This window comes from Paludisphaera sp. (assembly GCF_037189885.1).
Taxonomy (GTDB): domain Bacteria; phylum Planctomycetota; class Planctomycetia; order Isosphaerales; family Isosphaeraceae; genus Paludisphaera.
In genome coordinates, this window is record NZ_JBBCIR010000023.1 from 157,032 (window position 1) to 174,479 (window position 17,448).

The following is a 17,448-nucleotide window of genomic DNA, read 5'->3' on the forward strand; positions in this document are numbered from 1 at the left end:
CCTGAGATGGTTGACGGTTGAATCGGCTTGGGTCCGTAGGTCGTTCTCGAAGTGAAATCGTCGCGTCCCCGATGGACCTTCGGGGCCGATCGTGGGTGCCGAGAACGGGGAGCCGGGGGCCGGGCCGCAACACTTACTTAAACAGCGTTCGGGTTGCCGGCGACGTCGCCGGGACGTGACCTGGCGTCGCTTGAACCGATTCCGGTATGTCAAAGAGTTCGAACATCGATCGGTCTCACGATCCGCGGCGGGCCACCGAGATTTCAGGTTTCTCGAATATCATTTGCCGACCCCCGCGGCCCAGGCAGGTGTGCGGAGCGGCCAGGCCGAGAACGAAAGCCGCGCCCGGCGCTGGACAATGCCTGGCGGACGTGCGTATAGTATCAAACCTTGGGATCGGTTCAGGATCGCAGCGAGAGGCCGGGGGGGCGTTCCAGGGATGGCGGCATCGGACGTGGTGATCCGGGGCGCTCGCGAGCACAATCTCCGGGACGTGTCGCTGACTTTGCCCCGCGGCCGGCTCATCTGCTTGACGGGCGTGTCGGGGTCGGGGAAAAGCTCGCTGGCGTTCGACACGCTGTACGCCGAGGGGCAACGGCGGTACGTCGAGAGCCTCTCCAGCTACGCCCGGCAGTTCCTCGGGCAGATGCCCAAGCCGGACGTCGACCGGATCGACGGACTCTCCCCCTCGATCTCGATCCAGCAGAAGACCGGCGGCCGGAATCCCCGTTCGACCGTCGGCACCATCACCGAGATCAACGACTATCTGCGCGTCCTCTTCGCCCGCGTGGGCCAGGGCCACTGCCCGCGCTGCGACCGCCCCGTCGCCGCCCAGACCCGCGAGCAGATCGTCGCCCGGATCCTCGACCTCCCCGAAGGCACCCCGTTCAGCGTCCTCGCCCCGGTCGCCCGCAGCCAGAAGGGGGAATACAAGGACCTCTTCGTCGACCTCTCCAAGGCCGGCTACGTCCGCGCCCGCGTCGACGGCCAGGTCCAGTCGCTCTCCGACGACCTCCGGCTAGACCGCCAAATTAAACACGACATCGAAGTGGTGATCGACCGCCTGAAGGCGACGAGATCCGAGGGGGCGCGAGGGCGTCTGGCGGAGGCGGTGGAGCAGGCGCTCCGGCTAGGCGAGGGGACGCTGATCGTGGCGGTCGAGGGGCAGCCCGACCTGATGCTGTCGGCGAACTTCGCCTGCCCGTCGTGCGGGATCGGGTTCGACCCGCCGAGCCCGCAGCTGTTCAGCTTCAACAGCCCGCAGGGGATGTGCCCGGCCTGCGACGGGCTGGGGATCCGGCACGACTTCGACCCCGATCTCCTGGTCCCCGACCCTTCGCTCTCCGTGTGGGAAGGGGCGATCGCGCCGCTGGGCCCGGTCAAGGGGATCGGGAAGTGGCGCAAGCACATCTTCGAAGGGGTGGCGAAGAACTTCGAGTCGGACGCCGACGGCCCCGCGGCCGGGACGATGCTGCGCGGCCCGTGGTCCAGGCTCGACGAGCGTTGGCGGAAGGTCTGGCTTTACGGCGCCGGCGACCGGCCGATCGTCTGCCACTGGAAGAACAAGGGGAAGGGCTGGACCCACGCGGAGAAGTGGTCGGGCGTGGCGGTCGACCTCCTCGACCGCTACAAGGGCTCGGGCGGCGCGCCCACGCGGGCCATGCTCGAACCCTACATGCGGAGCATGACCTGCCCGGACTGCGGCGGGGCGCGGCTGAACGCGCGGGCGAGGGCCGTCCGCGTGGGGGGCAGGACGCTGGCCGAGCTGTCGTCGCGGCCGATCGACGAGGCGAAGGAGTTCTTCGACGCGCTCGCGGATCCGACGGTCGCCCCCCGCGCCGAGCTGGCGCCGACGCCGCTCGACCCGATCTCGCGGACGATCGCCGAGGAGTTGCTGAAGGAGATCCGCGGGCGGCTTGGCTTCCTGATGGATGTCGGCCTGCACTACCTGACGCTCGAACGATCGGCGCCGACACTCTCCGGCGGCGAGGCCCAGCGCATCCGGCTGGCGAGCCAGGTGGGGGCGGGGCTGGTTGGGGTCCTCTACATCCTGGACGAGCCCTCCATCGGCCTGCACGCCCGCGACAACGACCGCCTCATCGCCGCGCTCCAGCGGCTGCGCGACGTGGGCAACACCGTCGTCGTCGTCGAGCACGACGAGGACACCATGCGGGCCTCCGACTGGCTCGTCGACTTCGGCCCCGGACCGGGCGTCAAGGGGGGCGAGATCGTCGCTCAAGGCGACCTCAAGGCCCTTGAATCGGCCAAGGAAAGCATAACCGGAGCCTACCTCGCGGGACGGACGAAGATCGAGATCCCGAAGGAGCGGAAGGCGCCGGACGGCCGGGAGCTGGCGATCCGGGGGGCGACCCACAACAACCTGAAGGGGGTGGACGTCGCGTTCCCGCTCGGGCTGTTCGTCTGCGTCACGGGAGTCTCCGGCTCGGGCAAGAGCTCGCTCGTCTCGGACATCCTGCGCGACGCGCTGGCGCGGGACCTCAACGGGGCGAAATCGACGCCGGGGGCGCACGAGCGGATCGACGGGCTGGACCAGCTCGACAAGGTGATCGACATCGACCAGTCCCCCATCGGCCGCACGCCCCGCTCGAACCCGGCGACCTACGTCAAGCTCTGGGACCTGATCCGCGACCTGTACACGAAGCTGCCCGAGTCGCGGGCGCGGGGGTATCAGCCGGGGCGCTTCAGCTTCAACGTCTCGGGGGGGCGCTGCGAAGCCTGCGAGGGGAACGGCTCGAACAAGCTGGAGATGGACTTCCTGGCCGACGTCTGGGTCGTCTGCCCGGTCTGCGAGGGACGGCGGTTCACCCGCGAGACGCTCCAGGCGCGCTACAAGGGGAAGAGCATCAGCGACGTGCTGGACATGGACGTCCAGGAGGCGCTGGTGCATTTCGCGAACGTCCCCAAGATCGCCGCGATGCTCCAGACGCTGCACGACGTGGGGCTCGACTATCTGAAGCTGGGGCAGCCCTCGCCCACCCTCTCCGGCGGCGAGGCCCAGCGCATCAAGCTGGCCCGCGAACTGGTGAGGAAGGGGACCGGGAAGACCCTCTACATCCTGGACGAGCCCACGACGGGCCTCCATTTCGACGACGTCCGCAAGCTGCTGACGGTCCTGCACGGCTTCACGGCGCGGGGCAACACGGTCGTCGTGGTCGAGCACAACCTGGACGTGGTGAAGACCGCCGACTGGCTGATCGACATGGGCCCGGAAGGGGGATCCGGCGGCGGCCGGGTCGTCGCCCAGGGCCCCCCCGAGGCCGTCGCGGAGGTGGCCGAGAGCCACACCGGCCGCGCCCTGGCCCGCGTGCTATCGCCCAAATCGGCCCGCCGCGCCGGGCGCGGCAAGGCCGCCGCGAATGGGAAGGCGAAGAAGGGGAAGGGCAAGTCGTCGGAGTCGGGGTTCGACTTCATTTCGGTCCGGGGCGCGCGGCAGCATAACCTGAAGGGGATCGACCTCGACATCCCGCGCAACAAGCTGACGGTGTGCAGCGGCCCGAGCGGGTCGGGCAAGAGTTCGCTCGCGATGGACACGCTCTACGCCGAGGGTCAGCGGCGGTACGTCGAGAGCCTCTCCAGCTACGCCCGGCAGTTCCTGGCCCCGCTCCCGAAGCCTCGCGCCGAGAAGATCACGGGCCTGTCGCCGGCCGTGAGCATCGAGCAGAAGACGACCAGCAAGAGCCCCCGATCGACGGTCGGCACGGTCACCGAGATCCACGACTACCTGCGCATCCTGATGGCCCGCCTGGGCCGCCCCCACTGCCCCTCGTGCGGCGTGCTGGTCGGATCGCAGACGGCCGACGAGATCATCGAGAAGATCCTCCAACTCCCCGAAGGCTCGCGGATCCACGTCCTGGCCCCGATCGACCGCCGCGACAACGAGACCTACGAGGACCTCTGGGCGACCCTGAAAGCGTCCGGGTATGCCCGCGCCCGCGTCGACGGCAAGACGATCGACCTGGACGCCCCCCCCAAGCTGAGCCGGCGTCGCAAGCACGAGGTTCAGGTGGTCGTCGACCGCGCGGTGGTCCGGCGGGCCACGCGCTCGCGGCTGGCCGACGCGGTGGAGTCGGCCCTCGACCTGGGCCGGGGCGTGATGCTGGTCGCGCGGGTGACGGACGACGTCGACGAGGCGAAATGGCCCGTCGACCGCTTCAGCCAGCATCGGTCTTGCGAGGGCTGCGGGCGCAGCTTTGAGGAGCTGTCGCCACACCACTTCTCGTTCAACAGCCCCCTGGGATGGTGCCCGGTCTGCGAGGGCCTGGGCGTCCAGCAGGGTGCCAACCCCGCCGTCCTGATCCCGAGCCCGTCACGGTCGCTGCGGGAAGGGGCCGTGGCGGCGTGGCCAAAGTTCTCGGAGAACCGGGCGTTCGGCCGGCTGATCGAGGCGCTGGCGAAGGCGGAGGGGATCGACCTGGACGTCCCGTTCGAGGAGTTGGACGGCCGCCACCGCCGGACGATCCTCCACGGCCGCCCCGACGCCTGGTACGAGGTTCCCGCCGCGGGGGACGAGCCGGCCTTCTCGTTGCAGTACAAGGGCCTCTTCCCCGCGATCGAGGAGGCGGGCCGGGTCTCGTTCCAGTACCGCTGGAAGCTCCAGGGGCTCGTCGACGACGTCCCGTGCGCTTCGTGCATGGGTGCCCGGATCCGCGACGACGCCGCGGCGGTCCGGTTCGAGGGCTACACGCTCGACCAGATCAACCGCATGCCGCTGGGCCAGGCGCTCGCCCTGTTCGACGGGCTCGAATTGAACGAGGAGCGGCGGCACATCGCGGGCGACCTGGTGCGCGAGGTCCGCGAGCGGCTGTCGTTCCTGGTGGAAGTGGGCCTGGACTACCTCTCACTGGGGAGGAGCACGCCGACGCTCTCCGGCGGCGAGAGCCAGCGCATCCGGCTGGCGAGCCAGATCGGCAGCGGGCTGACGGGCGTCCTGTACGTCCTCGACGAGCCGACGATCGGGCTGCACCCCCGCGACAACGGCCGCCTGCTCGGGGCGCTCAAGAGACTGCGAGACCTCGGTAACACCGTCGTCATGGTCGAGCACGACCGCGAGGTCATCGAGGCCGCCGACGCATTGGTCGACTTCGGCCCCGGCTCCGGAAGGTACGGCGGCGAGGTCACCGCAAGCGGGCCGCCGACGAAGGTCGCGAAGGACCCTAAGTCGCTGACCGGTGCCTATTTGAGCGGCTCCAAGGCCATCCCAGTTCCGACGAACCGCCGCCCGGCGGGGCCGGACTCGGGCGTCGCGGCGCTGGAGATCAAGGGGGCCCGCCACAACAACCTGAAGGATCTGGACGTGCGGATCCCGCTGGGCGTGGTGGTCGCGGTGACGGGGGTCTCCGGGTCGGGCAAGAGCACGCTCGTCGAGGATGTGCTGTGGAAGACGGCCGCGCGGGCGCTCCACCGCGCTCAGGTGACGCCGGGGGCGGTCGAGGAGATCGCCGGCCTGGACCAGATCGACAAGGTCATCCGCGTGGACCAGTCCCCGCTCGGGGGGACGCCGAATTCGACCGCCGCCACCTATTCCGGCGCCTTCGACCTGATACGCGAGCTGTTCGCCAAGCTCCCGGAGGCCAAGGTCCGCGGCTACACCGCCCGGCGGTTCAGCTTCAACATGCCGGGGGGCCGCTGCGAGGCCTGCGAGGGGGCGGGGCAGAGGCGCATCGAGATGCACTTCCTGCCCGACGTCTGGGTGACGTGCGACTCCTGCAAGGGACGCCGATTCACTCCCGAGGTGCTCGCCGTGACGTTCCGCGGCAAGACGATCTCCGACGTGCTCGACATGACGGTCGACGAGGCCCTGGAGCTGTTCCAGAAGGTCCCGCGCATCAAGAAGATCCTCCAGACCCTCCACGACGTCGGCCTGGGCTACCTCCCCCTGGGGCAGTCGGCCCCGACGCTCTCCGGCGGCGAGGCCCAGCGCGTGAAGCTGGCGTCCGAGCTGGCGCGGCCGGACACGGGCCGGACGCTCTACGTCCTCGACGAGCCCACCACCGGGCTACACGTCGACGACGTCCGCAAGCTGCTCGACGTGATCCATCGGCTGTCCGACCTTGGCAATTCGGTTGTAGTTATCGAGCACAATCTAGACGTCATCAAGACGTCCGACTGGGTGATCGACCTGGGGCCGGAGGCCGGCCGCGGCGGGGGCGAACTCGTGGCCGAAGGGCCGCCGGAGGCCGTCGCCGCTTGCGGGCGCGGCTACACGTCCCGCTTCCTCGCCCCGCTCCTGGCCGACGGCCCGTTCGTTGAGCGTCCCCGCTTCGACCCGAAGGAGGCCGCCCGCAAGGCCGCCGCCGAGGCCAGGGCGGCGCGGCTCGCGGCCAAGGCCGAGGCGGATCGCGCCGCCGGCCTCGCCCCGCCGGCGAGCACTGGGAAAGCGTCGGGGTCGTCACGCGCCAGCATGGGGCCCGCGCAGACCGCGACCGAAGCCGGCCTTGCCCCGTGGGAACGGGACGGGCGGAAATGGCACCTGGAGGAGCGGACGTCGCGGAACGGCAAGCCCGTCCGCTGGGACGGCCGCATCCTCGCCCGGGTCGTTGACCGTATTGAGGAGCTGTCGGGCGGCGAGGGGCAGGGGGGCGGCCCCCTGAAACCCACCGTCTGGAACGATCGGGGCTCGGTGCGAATCCACCGCTCCAACGCCGGCGACAAGTCCGAGGTCGTGTTCTTCCAGGCCACCACCGGCAGCGAGTGGATCGTGACCCTGCGCTTCCGCGTCCCGCGCAACACCTTTCAGGCCAAGTCGCTGGCCGCCAAGCTCGGCCTCGCCCCCTTCCACGACGGCCCCACGCCCGTCCTCTCGGACGCAGCCCGACTCAAGGTCGCTTCCGAGGCCGCCTATCAGGAAGTGACCATCACCGGCCACTCCCTGGCGGACTTCCAGTCCCCCGCCTTCGACGACTTCCTCGTCCGGGCGGTCCAATCGCTGGAGCGGTGGGACGACCCGGCTCGGCTCAGGACGGCCGCGGGCCTCTGAGCCGCCGGGGTTCCTTCTTATATAGCGCCAAGGTCGAGCGAGGGCCGGGCGGGCTTGCTTGACTCGTTTCCGGATACCTTATTGACGCCGTGGACGTCGAGCGAGGGCCGGGCGGGGCTTGCTTGACTCATCTTTCGTCGCCGCGGAGTGGACTTTCGCAACTTCGAAGGCCCACTCCGCCTCCATATAGACAATGCGCACGGAGCCGTGTTTTCGCATCCAGGTCACTCCGGGGACTTTTCCTCAAAGTTTTTACTCACTGTGTGGCAAGGGCTTAAGAAAAATCAGCCCGAGAAAAAATCCGGTTCGATTTTCTAATCCCGTTTTGTATAGCACTTCTTGTTGTCGACGTCGACCGAGGGCCGGGCGGGCTCAGGAGACGTCAAGATGCGGACGACGAATCGCAACCGAGTGACCGGCGAACTCCTGGCCCTCCGCGACGCGGAGTGGCTCCGGCTTCGCGAAGAGGGGATGTCGATCGCCGAACTCGCCGAGGAGGCGGGGATGAGCGAGCGGCACGTCAAGCGGGCCCTGTCCCGGGCCCGCAAGGCGGAGGAAGACCGCTTCCGGGACGCCCCCGACGCCACGTCGGACGAGGGCGATTCCTCGGAGCCGGCCTCGGCCGCCCCGCGGACGCCCTGGTGGATGGAACTGGTCCCCCTGTTCCCCGTCACCTCGTTCACTCCTCAGTCGGAGTGCCCTCACCGGGGGCCGCTGCCCGAGGGCTCCCTCCTTTGCTGCATGGTCTGCTCCGCCTCCGGGATTGACGGGCATCCGGCCATGAAGCGAGACCCCGCGACCGATCCTCGCCCCGAGCCGAAGTCCCGCCCAAAGCGCCGGGCGGACGAGGCGAGGTCCGAGACCCCGGCCAAAGAGGCCGGGTCGACGCCTGAGACTCGCCGCCAGCGACGCTTTCGCGTCTTCGGGAAAGAGAGCCCCCGCGAGGACGCAGGCCGCGCCGCCTGACACTTTCATTGAAGCAAACGAGGCACGGGCCGATGCCCAATTCGGGATTCATTAAAAAGCTGATCCCGACTATGACGGGCTCGGCCCGGGTCGCGGCGAACTGGCTCCCGACGGTCGTGATCGCCTCGATCGCTGCCTGCGGAATGAATGCCTGGGATTCGCCTACTCGCCCGGTGAACCCGATCGAAGCGGCCTCATCCCGCATTCGGATCGTCGGGAAAGAGTATCCCAGGGGCCTCGCCACCGCCTACGCCGACGCGTGGATCGACGGCGCCGAGGCCCTGGAATCGGGCCAGAGCGTCCCGGAGGCGCTGGGCGTGGTGGAGAAAGCCTGGAAGGCCGGGCGGACGTCGCTCTTCGAGGAGAGGCTGTCGCCTTGTTTCTCGGCCATCGTCCCCGAGGGGCGGCCCGACGGGGAGACTTCCGCCTTTGACCGCGCCGCCCTCGCCGTCCTGTGGCGCGAATTCGCCGCCGGCCTCGCATCCGGCGATTGATCGCGCCTCGCTCGAACCCACCCCCGACATCGAGGCGACACCATGAACGAACCGACGCGATCGAAATTCGCCGACGGTTGGCTCGGCCCCGATGCGATCCACCGGAGCCTCGCCGCATGGCGGCCCACGCTCTCCCGGGCCGCCCCAGCGTTGGCCGGCGACGACGGCGACGGTGGGCCGATCCTCCTTTACAGGGCGTTCCGCGACGTGCTGGGCGATTACCCGGCCTACCCTAGCCAGGCGATCGGCGACTGCGTGGGCCACGGCCACGGCCGAGGGCTGGACATGCTCCAGTGCGTCGAGATCGCCCTCGGGGCGGACATGGGCTTCCGCGAGACCTCGACCGAATTCATCTACGCCGTCTCCCGCGAGGTGGCAGGCATCCTCGGCGACCGTGACGGGTCATACGGTTCCGCGGCTGTGGCGGCCATGACGACGATCGGGGTCGCGAGCCGCGTGACGCCCGGGTGCGAAGGTGCCTACAGCGGGGAGCGAGCCGAACGATGGGGGCGGGAAGGCGTCCCGCCGGAGGTGAAGGCCAGGGCGTCCGGGTTGCGGCTTGGCGCCGCGGCCCGGATCACCACTTGGGTCGAGCTGCTCGCGGCCATGAAGAACGGCTACCCGGTGACCGTCTGCTCGACGCGGGGATTCGCCGCTGAGCGTGATCGCCAGGGGTTCTGCGCGCCGGAGGGCGTCTGGGGCCACTGCATGCTGATCGCCGGCGTGCGGAGCGATCGCCCGGGGGCCTGCATCCTCCAGAGTTGGGGGCCCGATGAGCCGACCGGACCGACGAGCCTCGATCAGCCAAGTTACAGCTTCTGGGCCGACAAGGCCACAATCGAAGACATGCTGGCGCAAGGTGATTCCTGGGCATTGTCCGGAGCCCCGCGATTCGTGGCGAGGACGCTCCCGGAGCGCTGGAGCTATCATCGCGCCGCCTGACACCCCGCCCCGACGCCCCCGGATCCGCGTCGCCCCGCCTCGTCATCCCACGTTCCGCTCTCGGATCGAGGCGGTCGGTGGGGAAGACCTAGCGCTCCTGGTCGTGCTGGCCATGACGGCGCTTTGGATGCTCGCCTCGGAAACTCTGTGGATGGTCATCCCCGAGTTTTAGGACGCCCTGGAATACCGTCGGAGCGTGGAACGCGCCGCCAGGGCGGCCCCGCGACTCCCTTGCGATCGCGTGGCCAGCGAGTGTCGGCCAGCAGAAGGATAGGTTCCCGCCATGAACTACGTGCCGGACTTCTCGCAGAACCTTGCTTACATGGGAGGGCTGGCGGCGACGACCACCGCGTTGGTCGCCGACGCCGTTTCGACGGATCCCGCGGTCGGGGCCGGCTCGTTCCTCCTTGGCGGGGCGGGCCTCATCGCGGCGATCTCCGCGTTCACGAAGGACTTCTGGCAGGATCGACAGAAGCAGCGGGAGCACGAGTTGGCCGCCCTGCGTATTCGGGAGCGGGGGGATCGGATCGAAGGGGCGGTGGAGGGGCTGCTGGCCTGGATCAAGGCCGCTCGCGCGGCCGATGCGACGCTACCCCCAGCACCTGAATTCGCCCCTATTCGGGAGAAATCCCATGAATAACAAGCGAGGCAATCCGACGTTCAGGGCCTGGGCGAACAATCGTCCCGGCGGCCTTCACGGGCTCATCGCGACGGCATGCCTGACGGCGGCGGCCCTCCTGGCCCTGTCGCAGACGTTGGTCCGTCACGCCGGCTCGCTCAACTGTCAGTACCTCGTCCGCGCCGACCTCCGCTCGGACGCGGGAGATGGTGTCCGGCCGTTCGCCGAGGACCCATGGCGGGCCCAGGTCTCGAGACAACTCGAGGAAATCCTCTCTCGCATCCCCGCCCCCGCCACGGCGTCCGGACCCGTCTCCAATTAAGCCCCCTGGGACAACGACATGATAGGCGACGGAGCCGCATCCCGGCCGGGCCCGGAACCGGGCCCGATCGGGCTCGAATCCGGGCGTGCCGGCCTCGACGACCGACTCCGAGAGCTTCTCGGGCTCCCGAGCGACGACCCGGCGCGGACGTGGGGGGCCCGGGTGGCCGAGGCCCTCGTCGCCGCCGCGGCGCGAGGGGACGCACGATCCTGGGGCGTCCTCTTCCGGCGAGCCGGGGCCGGCTCGCCGGGAGAGGCGACCGGGACGATCGTCGACGACGAGACCGCTCGCAGGATCCTGGAGGCAGCCATTGGACGGGTCGACGATCAACCGCTTGATTAGGGCCGTCCGCGACCGACGCCCGCGGACGCGGGCCGAACTCAGGGCCTGGATCGGGGCGTTCCTGGGGATTCACGTCCCCATGCGTCCGGTCTGCCCGGGACATTCGGCCCCGTTCGAGATGCTTGCCTCCCAGGTAATCGACCGCCCCTCGCTGGCGTTGTGGCACGGGCCCCGGGGCAGCGGGAAATCATTCCTCTCGGCCCTCGACACCCATCTCGCGAGCCGCTTCAACGGCCGCCACGAGACGCACGTCCTGGGGGGGTCTCGAGCCCAGTCGGAGCAGATCTATCGCGCCCTACAAGCCCTGGTCCTCGAAGGGGCGGGCGAGTTCGGAGGCGATCAAGACACGATCCGCAGGCTCCTCAAGACGGAGGCGACGTACTCCAACGGCTCGCGGGTGGCGATCCTCTCGGCAAGTCCCACGAGCGTCCGCGGTCCGCACGTCGCGTCGCTGAAGCTCGACGAGGTCGACGAGATCGACCCGGATCTACGCGAGTCGGCGCTCGGCATGGCGATGGACCTGCGTGGCGTCCGGGCGAGCGTCCTGATGACCTCGACCTGGCATCGACCCGTCGGGCCGATGGCCGCGCTTGTCGATCAGGCCCACGCCGGCGCCTTCCCGATCCACACATACTGCATCTTCGAAGTCCTTGAACGTTGCCCACCCGAGCGGAGCGGCCCGAACCTGGAGAAGTGCCCGGAATGCCCTCTCATGGCATGGTGCCATGAGGGGCGGGACGACGACCCTCAAGGCCGACCGAAAGCCAAGCGGAGCGACGGCCACTACGGGATCGACGCCCTGATCCAGAAGGTCCGGGGCGTGTCGTCGCGGGTCTTCGCCAGCGACTACCTCTGCCGCGGACCCAAGGCCGAAGGCGCGTGGTTCGGGGAATACGACGATGCCCGGAACGTCTCCGACGCCGCCGAGTTCGACCCGTCGCTCCCGGTCCACGTCGCGATCGACTCCGGCGTCTTCACCGGGGCCGTCGCGTTCCAGGTCCATCGAGGCTGGGAGTGGGCCGACCCGCCGGAGCCGACCCGCGTCCACGTCTTCGCGGACTTCCTGGCCGAGGGTCGATCGGCCGAGGCCTGCGCCTTGGATATACGAGACATGCTGGACCGCCTGTGCGGATCGGCGACGCGATACGTGTCGACCGACTCGGCGGGGGGGGCCAGGAACCCGGTCGGCCCGACTGTCATCTCGGAGTTCCAGAGGTGCGGACTCGTCGGGGAGACGGGCCTGCAACCGTGGCCCCGCTATCCCGGATGCGTGACCGAGGGGCTGAGCTTGATTGAGAGCCTCATCCGGACGGCCGACGGAAAGCCCAGGCTGTTGATCCACCCCCGCTGCGGCCAGTTGTCCGCCTCGCTCAAGGGATACGCGAGGGCCCGTCGCGCGGGCCAGTGGATGGACTATCCGGCGGATCCGCAACACCCCTGGGAGGATCTCGTCGACGCGCTTCGGGGCGGCCTGAGCGTGGCGCTGCCCGAGGGGCCATCCCCCGCGGAACGCCCCCTCCGCCGCGCCAGCGCCGGTCGCGTCTTCTGAGCTACCCGTCCCCTCGACCTTCTTTCAGCGGAACAGAACCGTCATGCTGACTTCGAACATGATCGGCGCGTCGGTCCACCCGACGACGTCGGGGGCGGCGATGCCTCGTATCGCCCTGCCGGACGGCCGGCGCGTGGAGCGGCCCCATCCCGAGTGGCAGGCGCATCACCTCCGCTGGCGGTGGCTGCTCGACTCATGGGAGGGGGGCGAGGCGTACCGCACCGCCATCTACGGATACGACATGCACGGGATGCCCGTGCGGAATCTGATCCGGCATAAGAGGGAATATCCGTCGTCCCTCGACGCCGGAGCTTATCCCCCGAACGGGAGGCCGTTCGGCACCGATCCCGCCCACCAGGCGACCGACGACGACTACGAGCTGCGCAGGGCGAGGACGCCGGTGCCGACGTTCGTGTCGGAGGCGGCGGAGGCCCACCTGGCGCGGATTTACAGCCGCGAGGTCCGCCGCGCCGGGCCCGAGCCGCTGACCGCCTGGTGGCGGGACGTCGACGGCCGCGGGACCTCGATCGACGACTTCATGTCGAGTTCCGTGGCCCCGCTCCTCCTGGTCCTCGGCCAGCTCGACCTGATCGTCGATCGCCCGGCGGTGCCCGAGGGCGAGCCGGTGCGGACCCGGGCCGACGAGCTCCGGCTGGGGCTCGACTCCTGCGTGGCCTCGTACATCCTGCCGGAAAACATGGTCTGGTGGCGGCTCGATCGGGCGGGTCGGTATCTCGAATGCCTCGTCCGGGAGGTCGACGACGGCGGCGGGGCCTCGTGGCGACACTGGGACGATCGGGCCTGGACGCTGTTCGACGATCGCGGCGAGAAAGTACGGGGGCCAGTCCCGCACGCCTACGGCCGCGTGCCGATCATCCGGGTGTTCGACCGCCGTCGGCCGCGCTGCCGCAACATCGGCCTGCCCAGATATGAAAGCATCGCCGAGATTCAGCGCGAGTTTTACAACCGCGACAGCGAGCTGATCCTCAGTGACACGACCCAGGCACACCCGCTGCTCCAGGGCCCGGAAGACTACGTCAAGGCCGACGGCGCCGTCCCGATCGGGCCGAACTGGCTCCTCCCCAAGAAGAAGAACTCGCAGGGGGGGGCGGCGACCTATGAGGGCTTCGACGTCATCCGCTTCCCGAAGGAGGGAGCCGACTCCCTGCGGCTGAACAAGGCGGACCTCCGTGACGCCGCCGACCGGGCCGCGCTGCTGCTGAAACCGGCGGGCGCCGCCGGGACGGGCGGATCGACCGTCGCCCAGAGTGGCGTCTCGAAGCGGATCGATCAGGCGGCGGGCAACGACCTGCTGAGCAAGGTGGCCGCGACGCTGGGCCAGGTGGAGCGCCGGCTGGCCGACCTGGCGCTCGCCGTGACGGGGGCTCCCCTCACGACCGAGGAACGAGCGGCCGTCCGGGTGCAGTACCCGTCCTCCTTCGACCTGTTCACCGGCGAGGAGTTGGCCCGCACGGTGGGCCAATTCCAGGCGATCTTGGGGGCCGCCGGCCACGCCCCGAGGACCGAGCGAGAGATGCTCGGGAAGCTCGTCCGGGTGATGCTCCCCGGCCTGGATGACTCGGATTACGGCGAGTTCGACACGGAGATCGAGGCGTACCTGGGGCTCCGGCCCGAGGCGTGAGATCGACATCCCCACGGTCATCGGGCGGCGTCGACCGCGACGCCGCCGCACACCGTTATCGTGCGAGGTTCATGCGTGAACGAGCAAGCGAACGTCGAAGTTGATCCGGCCGCCGCCCCGTCGGCCGGCCCCGCGCAGGGTGAGGAACGCCATCGGCTGCGGGCCCTGGAATCCCAACTCAGGGAAGTCCAGCGGCAGCAGGAGGCCGCGCTGGAGATCAAGGAGCAGGAGCGAGTGCGAGCCCTGGCCGAGAAGGGCCAGATCGAAGAGGCGTTGGAGCAACAGCGCCGGGGCTGGGAACGGAAGCACGCCGAGGCGGTCTCCCGGTACACGCTCCTCGAGCAGCAGGTCTTCGGCGAGCGGAAGTCCGCCGCCATCGCCGAGGCGTTGCAGGGGCGAGCCTTCGTGGGCGAGTCGCCGGAGCAGCGGTCGGCCGCCGCTGCGATGGTCCGCCGGCTCCTCCAGGACGAGTTCGAGACGGTTCGCGAGGCATCTGGCTCGCTGGTGGTGCGTGAGCGCGCCAGCGGCCGGCCGGCTTCGGACGCCCTCCGCGAGCGGCTCGACTCCCCGCAGTTCGCGATCTTCTTCGCGGCGACGTCGCGGGGCGGGGCGGGAGGCGACGCCTCTCGCCCCCACTTCGCCCCCCAGGGGGCCCAGCCCGGCTCCCTGGAAGCGATCGTCGACCAATGGAAGGTCAGGCAGAACCAGTATCAGTCGTTCGGGCTGCACCCGCTGGTCTGAACCCCGCCACCCCCCGACGCCCCGCGTCACGACCGCCCCCCTACTGAACCGAACCGGAGAGAATGTACATGGCTTCGTACGACAACAGCCCGCTGACCCAGTTCTCCGCCTTCAACGCCGGCGTCCTCCCCAACGACGTCTTCGGCGTGGCGATCAACTGGTTCGTCAACCGGACCCCGCTGACCTCGCGGCTGCCGAAGCTGCCGGTCGGCTCGCCCCACTTCCTCATCGTCAACGACAACTACCGCCCGCGCACGGTGGCCCTGAACAACGGCGGCGCCCTGGCGGCCGCCGCGACCTCGCTGACCGCCGCCGACGCCTCGGTGTTCGACGCCGGGGACGTCATCCAGATCGAGCAGGAATACCTGCTGGTGACGGCGGTTGATCCGGTCTCGAACGCCCTGACGGTGGCCCGCGGCTACGCCGGCACCACGGCGGCCTCGCACGCCGACGCCCAGCCCATCCACCTCGTGAGCAACACGAGGACCGGCGCCGAGACGAACGTCTCCGGCCTCAGCCGGGTCCCCCAGGCGACCACGCAGTACTGCCAGACCGTGCAGCACGCCTACCAGGTCGGCGGGGCCCTCCAGGCCGACGCCAACTACGGCTCGGCCTACGCCACCCCGCTGGACCGCGACCGGATGCTGGCGATGCAGCACGTGATGGACGACTTCGAGTCGGCCGTCTACTACGGCAAGGGCGTCGGCCTGACCAGCCCGACCAGCCGGCCGCTGATGAAGGGCATCCAGTCGCTCCTGGCGACCAACAAGGTCGTCGCGCCGACCAACGCCGCGGCCTACAAGCCCAGCGACCTGATCCGCGACACGATCCAGGCGTGCTTCAACGGCGGCGGCAACCCCAGCCTGCTGCTGGTCAGCACGGACTTCCTGTCGGCCTTCGCCGTGTGGGGCCACGCCGCGATGCGGGTCAACGCCGGCAGCAATGTCTTCGGCGCGCCGATCGACCTGTTCGAGGCCCCGTTCCTCTCCGGCATCTCGATCGTGCCGGCCCCGCTGCTGCGCCCGGGCACGGCGATCTGCCTGTCGGCCAGCGAGGCCCGCGTGCGGCTGAAGCGGTCGATGATCGATAAGCCCCGCGGCAGCCGCGGCGACGCCTTCGAGGGCGACATCATCATGGAAGGCGCCATCGAGATCGACAACGAGGCGCACCACGCCTGGGTGTCCGGCATCTCGGCCTTCAGCGCCATCTGATCCGGCCCCGCCCAGACGCCCCCGAGCCCGCCCCGATCGCGGGGCGGGCTCACCTTTGACGCGAGTCGACATGATCCAACCCAGTCACCCGACGTTCCCGGGCCTCTGGCCGTACATCGAGCGGGCGGCCGAGGGCCGGCACGTGCCGTTCCTCGGCCGCGGCCGAGGCCTTTGGCATTGCAAGCAGGTCCAGGACTCCCTGGGCCAACTCCCCGGCCTCGACGAGGCGGCCCGCCGCGAACTCCTGGCCCACGTCGGATGGGTCCGGGACTCGCTGGCCGCCGCTCTCGAAGGGATCGACCTGGCCATCCGGGACTCGACGGGAGGGCTCGACGCGGGCCCCGCGATCCCGTCCCCCGCCGCCCCGGCCGCTCCAGCGGAGGCGTCGCCGCATCGCGAGACCCGCGGACGGCGTCGGCGAGACTAGGGCCGACGGCGCGAGATTCCACATCATTGCCCATGCGCGAGCGAGCCTTCCCATGAGTCAGTCAGACCGGCTCACGACCCTATACGCCGGCGACGAGGACGTCGCGGTCCACGCCCCGGGCGACTTCGCGGTGCTGACGCCGGCCTGGCAGAAGGTGGCCCAGGGGGCCGACGGCGTCTTCGCACCCGGCCCTAGCTGGACCCTGACGTCGGCGGGCACGGACTTCGGCGCCGCCGGTGCCCGGCCCGGCCACGTCGTCCAGCTGCGGAAGCCTTCGTCGGTATTCAAGGGGACGGGCGAGCTCTTCGCCGTCTCCGGGGCCGCCGGCGGCTCGTTGACGATCCGCCGTATCGGGATGGCGCCTGGCCAAGGGGCCCCCCCCGCGCCCCCCTCGGGCCTCTCCGGCGTCGAGTTCGTCATCGCCACGCTCGATCCCCAGGTCGAGGAGGCGTGCTTCGAGCTCAACCGCCGCTTCGCGATCGATCCCCACGCGCCGGGACGGACGCCCTCGGACCTCCGCGACGTCCGGGAGCTGCGCCGGGCCTGCGTCCTGAGCGTCCTCATCCGCCGCTACGCGGCCGAGTCCCGCGGCGCCGAGGGGGACTTCGCCCAGAAACTTCGGCAGGCCGAATCCGAGTTGGCGGAGACGCTGGCCCGGCTGGAAGTCCGCTGGGGTTCGTCCGCCGACCGGCCCACGTCCTCGATCTTCTCAACCCGAATCGTGAGGTGATCCCACCATGCCTTTTTTGGTTTCTCGCGAGGGCAACGCCCGTCTCCTGACGGAACTCCTCGGCGGCGCCGCGCCGGAAGACTGGCGCCTCGGCCTGTTCAACTCGGCCGTCACCCCCTCCGAGACCGACACGGCCGCCACCTACGAGGCGCACGAGGCGGCCTTCGACGGCTACGAGAGGAAGACTCTGACCCGGTCGGTGTCCGAGTCGACCTGGAACGCACCGATCCAGCAGGCCCCGGCCGGCTCGCCCCCCTGGTCCTCGCGCGAGCGGGTCGCCCACTCCAGGTACGGCTCCGCCCCGCGGAGCTGGACGGTCGGCGCCAGCGGGGACGTCGTCCACGGCTACTTCATCGTCGGCGCCGCGAGCGGGGCCCTGATCCTGGCCGAGCAGTTCGCGGCCCCCAGGGCCCTCCACCCCGGCGACACGCTGTCCATCACCCCGGTCTTCGAGGTCGCCTGACGG

Annotated in this window: 13 protein-coding genes; all 13 read left to right on the plus strand. The window is 69.9% G+C overall.

What is annotated here, in order from left to right; all coding sequences use genetic code 11:
- The first annotated feature begins 439 nt into the window (after positions 1 to 439).
- On the plus strand, positions 440 to 6,997 hold the full coding sequence (uvrA, locus tag WG209_RS09520) for an excinuclease ABC subunit UvrA (protein WP_337174792.1): 6,558 nt from the start codon (positions 440 to 442) through the stop codon (positions 6,995 to 6,997).
- 387 nt (positions 6,998 to 7,384) lie between these two features.
- Positions 7,385 to 7,963 carry a sigma factor-like helix-turn-helix DNA-binding protein gene (locus WG209_RS09525; protein WP_337174793.1) on the plus strand — a complete coding sequence of 193 codons (579 nt, stop codon included), beginning with the start codon at positions 7,385 to 7,387 and terminating at the stop codon, positions 7,961 to 7,963.
- A gap of 116 nt (positions 7,964 to 8,079) precedes the next feature.
- Positions 8,080 to 8,457 carry a hypothetical protein gene (locus WG209_RS09530; RefSeq protein ID WP_337174794.1) on the plus strand — a complete coding sequence of 126 codons (378 nt, stop codon included), beginning with the start codon at positions 8,080 to 8,082 and terminating at the stop codon, positions 8,455 to 8,457.
- 42 nt (positions 8,458 to 8,499) lie between these two features.
- Positions 8,500 to 9,399 (plus strand): hypothetical protein, encoded by a 900-nt coding sequence (locus WG209_RS09535; RefSeq protein ID WP_337174795.1) that lies wholly within the window; start codon positions 8,500 to 8,502, stop codon positions 9,397 to 9,399.
- Positions 9,400 to 9,682: 283 nt separating this feature from the next.
- Entirely contained in the window at positions 9,683 to 10,039 is a 357-nt protein-coding gene (locus WG209_RS09540; protein ID WP_337174796.1) for a hypothetical protein, read from the plus strand.
- Complete coding sequence (locus WG209_RS09545) at positions 10,032 to 10,340, plus strand: hypothetical protein (RefSeq protein ID WP_337174797.1); 309 nt, start codon at positions 10,032 to 10,034, stop codon at positions 10,338 to 10,340. The genes WG209_RS09540 and WG209_RS09545 overlap by 8 nt, the downstream gene beginning before the upstream one ends.
- Positions 10,341 to 10,761: 421 nt before the next feature.
- The gene (locus WG209_RS09550; protein WP_337174798.1) at positions 10,762 to 12,231 is read left to right on the plus strand and encodes a hypothetical protein; all 1,470 of its coding nucleotides are present in this window, start codon (positions 10,762 to 10,764) and stop codon (positions 12,229 to 12,231) included.
- A 43-nt stretch (positions 12,232 to 12,274) separates the two neighbouring features.
- On the plus strand, positions 12,275 to 13,873 hold the full coding sequence (locus WG209_RS09555; protein ID WP_337174799.1) for a hypothetical protein: 1,599 nt from the start codon (positions 12,275 to 12,277) through the stop codon (positions 13,871 to 13,873).
- A 75-nt stretch (positions 13,874 to 13,948) separates the two neighbouring features.
- Entirely contained in the window at positions 13,949 to 14,614 is a 666-nt protein-coding gene (locus WG209_RS09560) for a hypothetical protein (protein WP_337174800.1), read from the plus strand.
- Between the two features lie 68 nt (positions 14,615 to 14,682).
- Positions 14,683 to 15,825: a DUF5309 family protein gene (locus WG209_RS09565; RefSeq protein WP_337174801.1), complete on the plus strand. Its 1,143-nt coding sequence runs from the start codon at positions 14,683 to 14,685 to the stop codon at positions 15,823 to 15,825.
- A gap of 70 nt (positions 15,826 to 15,895) precedes the next feature.
- Positions 15,896 to 16,252 (plus strand): hypothetical protein, encoded by a 357-nt coding sequence (locus tag WG209_RS09570; protein ID WP_337174802.1) that lies wholly within the window; start codon positions 15,896 to 15,898, stop codon positions 16,250 to 16,252.
- A 52-nt stretch (positions 16,253 to 16,304) separates the two neighbouring features.
- On the plus strand, positions 16,305 to 16,982 hold the full coding sequence (locus tag WG209_RS09575) for a hypothetical protein (protein WP_337174803.1): 678 nt from the start codon (positions 16,305 to 16,307) through the stop codon (positions 16,980 to 16,982).
- Positions 16,983 to 16,989: 7 nt separating this feature from the next.
- Positions 16,990 to 17,445 (plus strand): hypothetical protein, encoded by a 456-nt coding sequence (locus WG209_RS09580; protein WP_337174804.1) that lies wholly within the window; start codon positions 16,990 to 16,992, stop codon positions 17,443 to 17,445.
- Positions 17,446 to 17,448 lie beyond the last annotated feature (3 nt).

What these genes read in the sequence shown, in the direction of transcription:
- uvrA (WP_337174792.1), top strand. Translation starts at nt 440, where the DNA reads ATGGCGGCATCGGACGTGGTGATCCGGGGCGCTCGCGAGCACAATCTC.
- WG209_RS09525 (WP_337174793.1), top strand. Translation starts at nt 7,385, where the DNA reads ATGCGGACGACGAATCGCAACCGAGTGACCGGCGAACTCCTGGCCCTC.
- WG209_RS09535 (WP_337174795.1), top strand. Translation starts at nt 8,500, where the DNA reads ATGAACGAACCGACGCGATCGAAATTCGCCGACGGTTGGCTCGGCCCC.
- WG209_RS09540 (WP_337174796.1), top strand. Translation starts at nt 9,683, where the DNA reads ATGAACTACGTGCCGGACTTCTCGCAGAACCTTGCTTACATGGGAGGG.
- WG209_RS09545 (WP_337174797.1), top strand. Translation starts at nt 10,032, where the DNA reads ATGAATAACAAGCGAGGCAATCCGACGTTCAGGGCCTGGGCGAACAAT.
- WG209_RS09550 (WP_337174798.1), top strand. Translation starts at nt 10,762, where the DNA reads ATGCGTCCGGTCTGCCCGGGACATTCGGCCCCGTTCGAGATGCTTGCC.
- WG209_RS09555 (WP_337174799.1), top strand. Translation starts at nt 12,275, where the DNA reads ATGCTGACTTCGAACATGATCGGCGCGTCGGTCCACCCGACGACGTCG.
- WG209_RS09565 (WP_337174801.1), top strand. Translation starts at nt 14,683, where the DNA reads ATGGCTTCGTACGACAACAGCCCGCTGACCCAGTTCTCCGCCTTCAAC.
- WG209_RS09570 (WP_337174802.1), top strand. Translation starts at nt 15,896, where the DNA reads ATGATCCAACCCAGTCACCCGACGTTCCCGGGCCTCTGGCCGTACATC.
- WG209_RS09575 (WP_337174803.1), top strand. Translation starts at nt 16,305, where the DNA reads ATGAGTCAGTCAGACCGGCTCACGACCCTATACGCCGGCGACGAGGAC.
- WG209_RS09580 (WP_337174804.1), top strand. Translation starts at nt 16,990, where the DNA reads ATGCCTTTTTTGGTTTCTCGCGAGGGCAACGCCCGTCTCCTGACGGAA.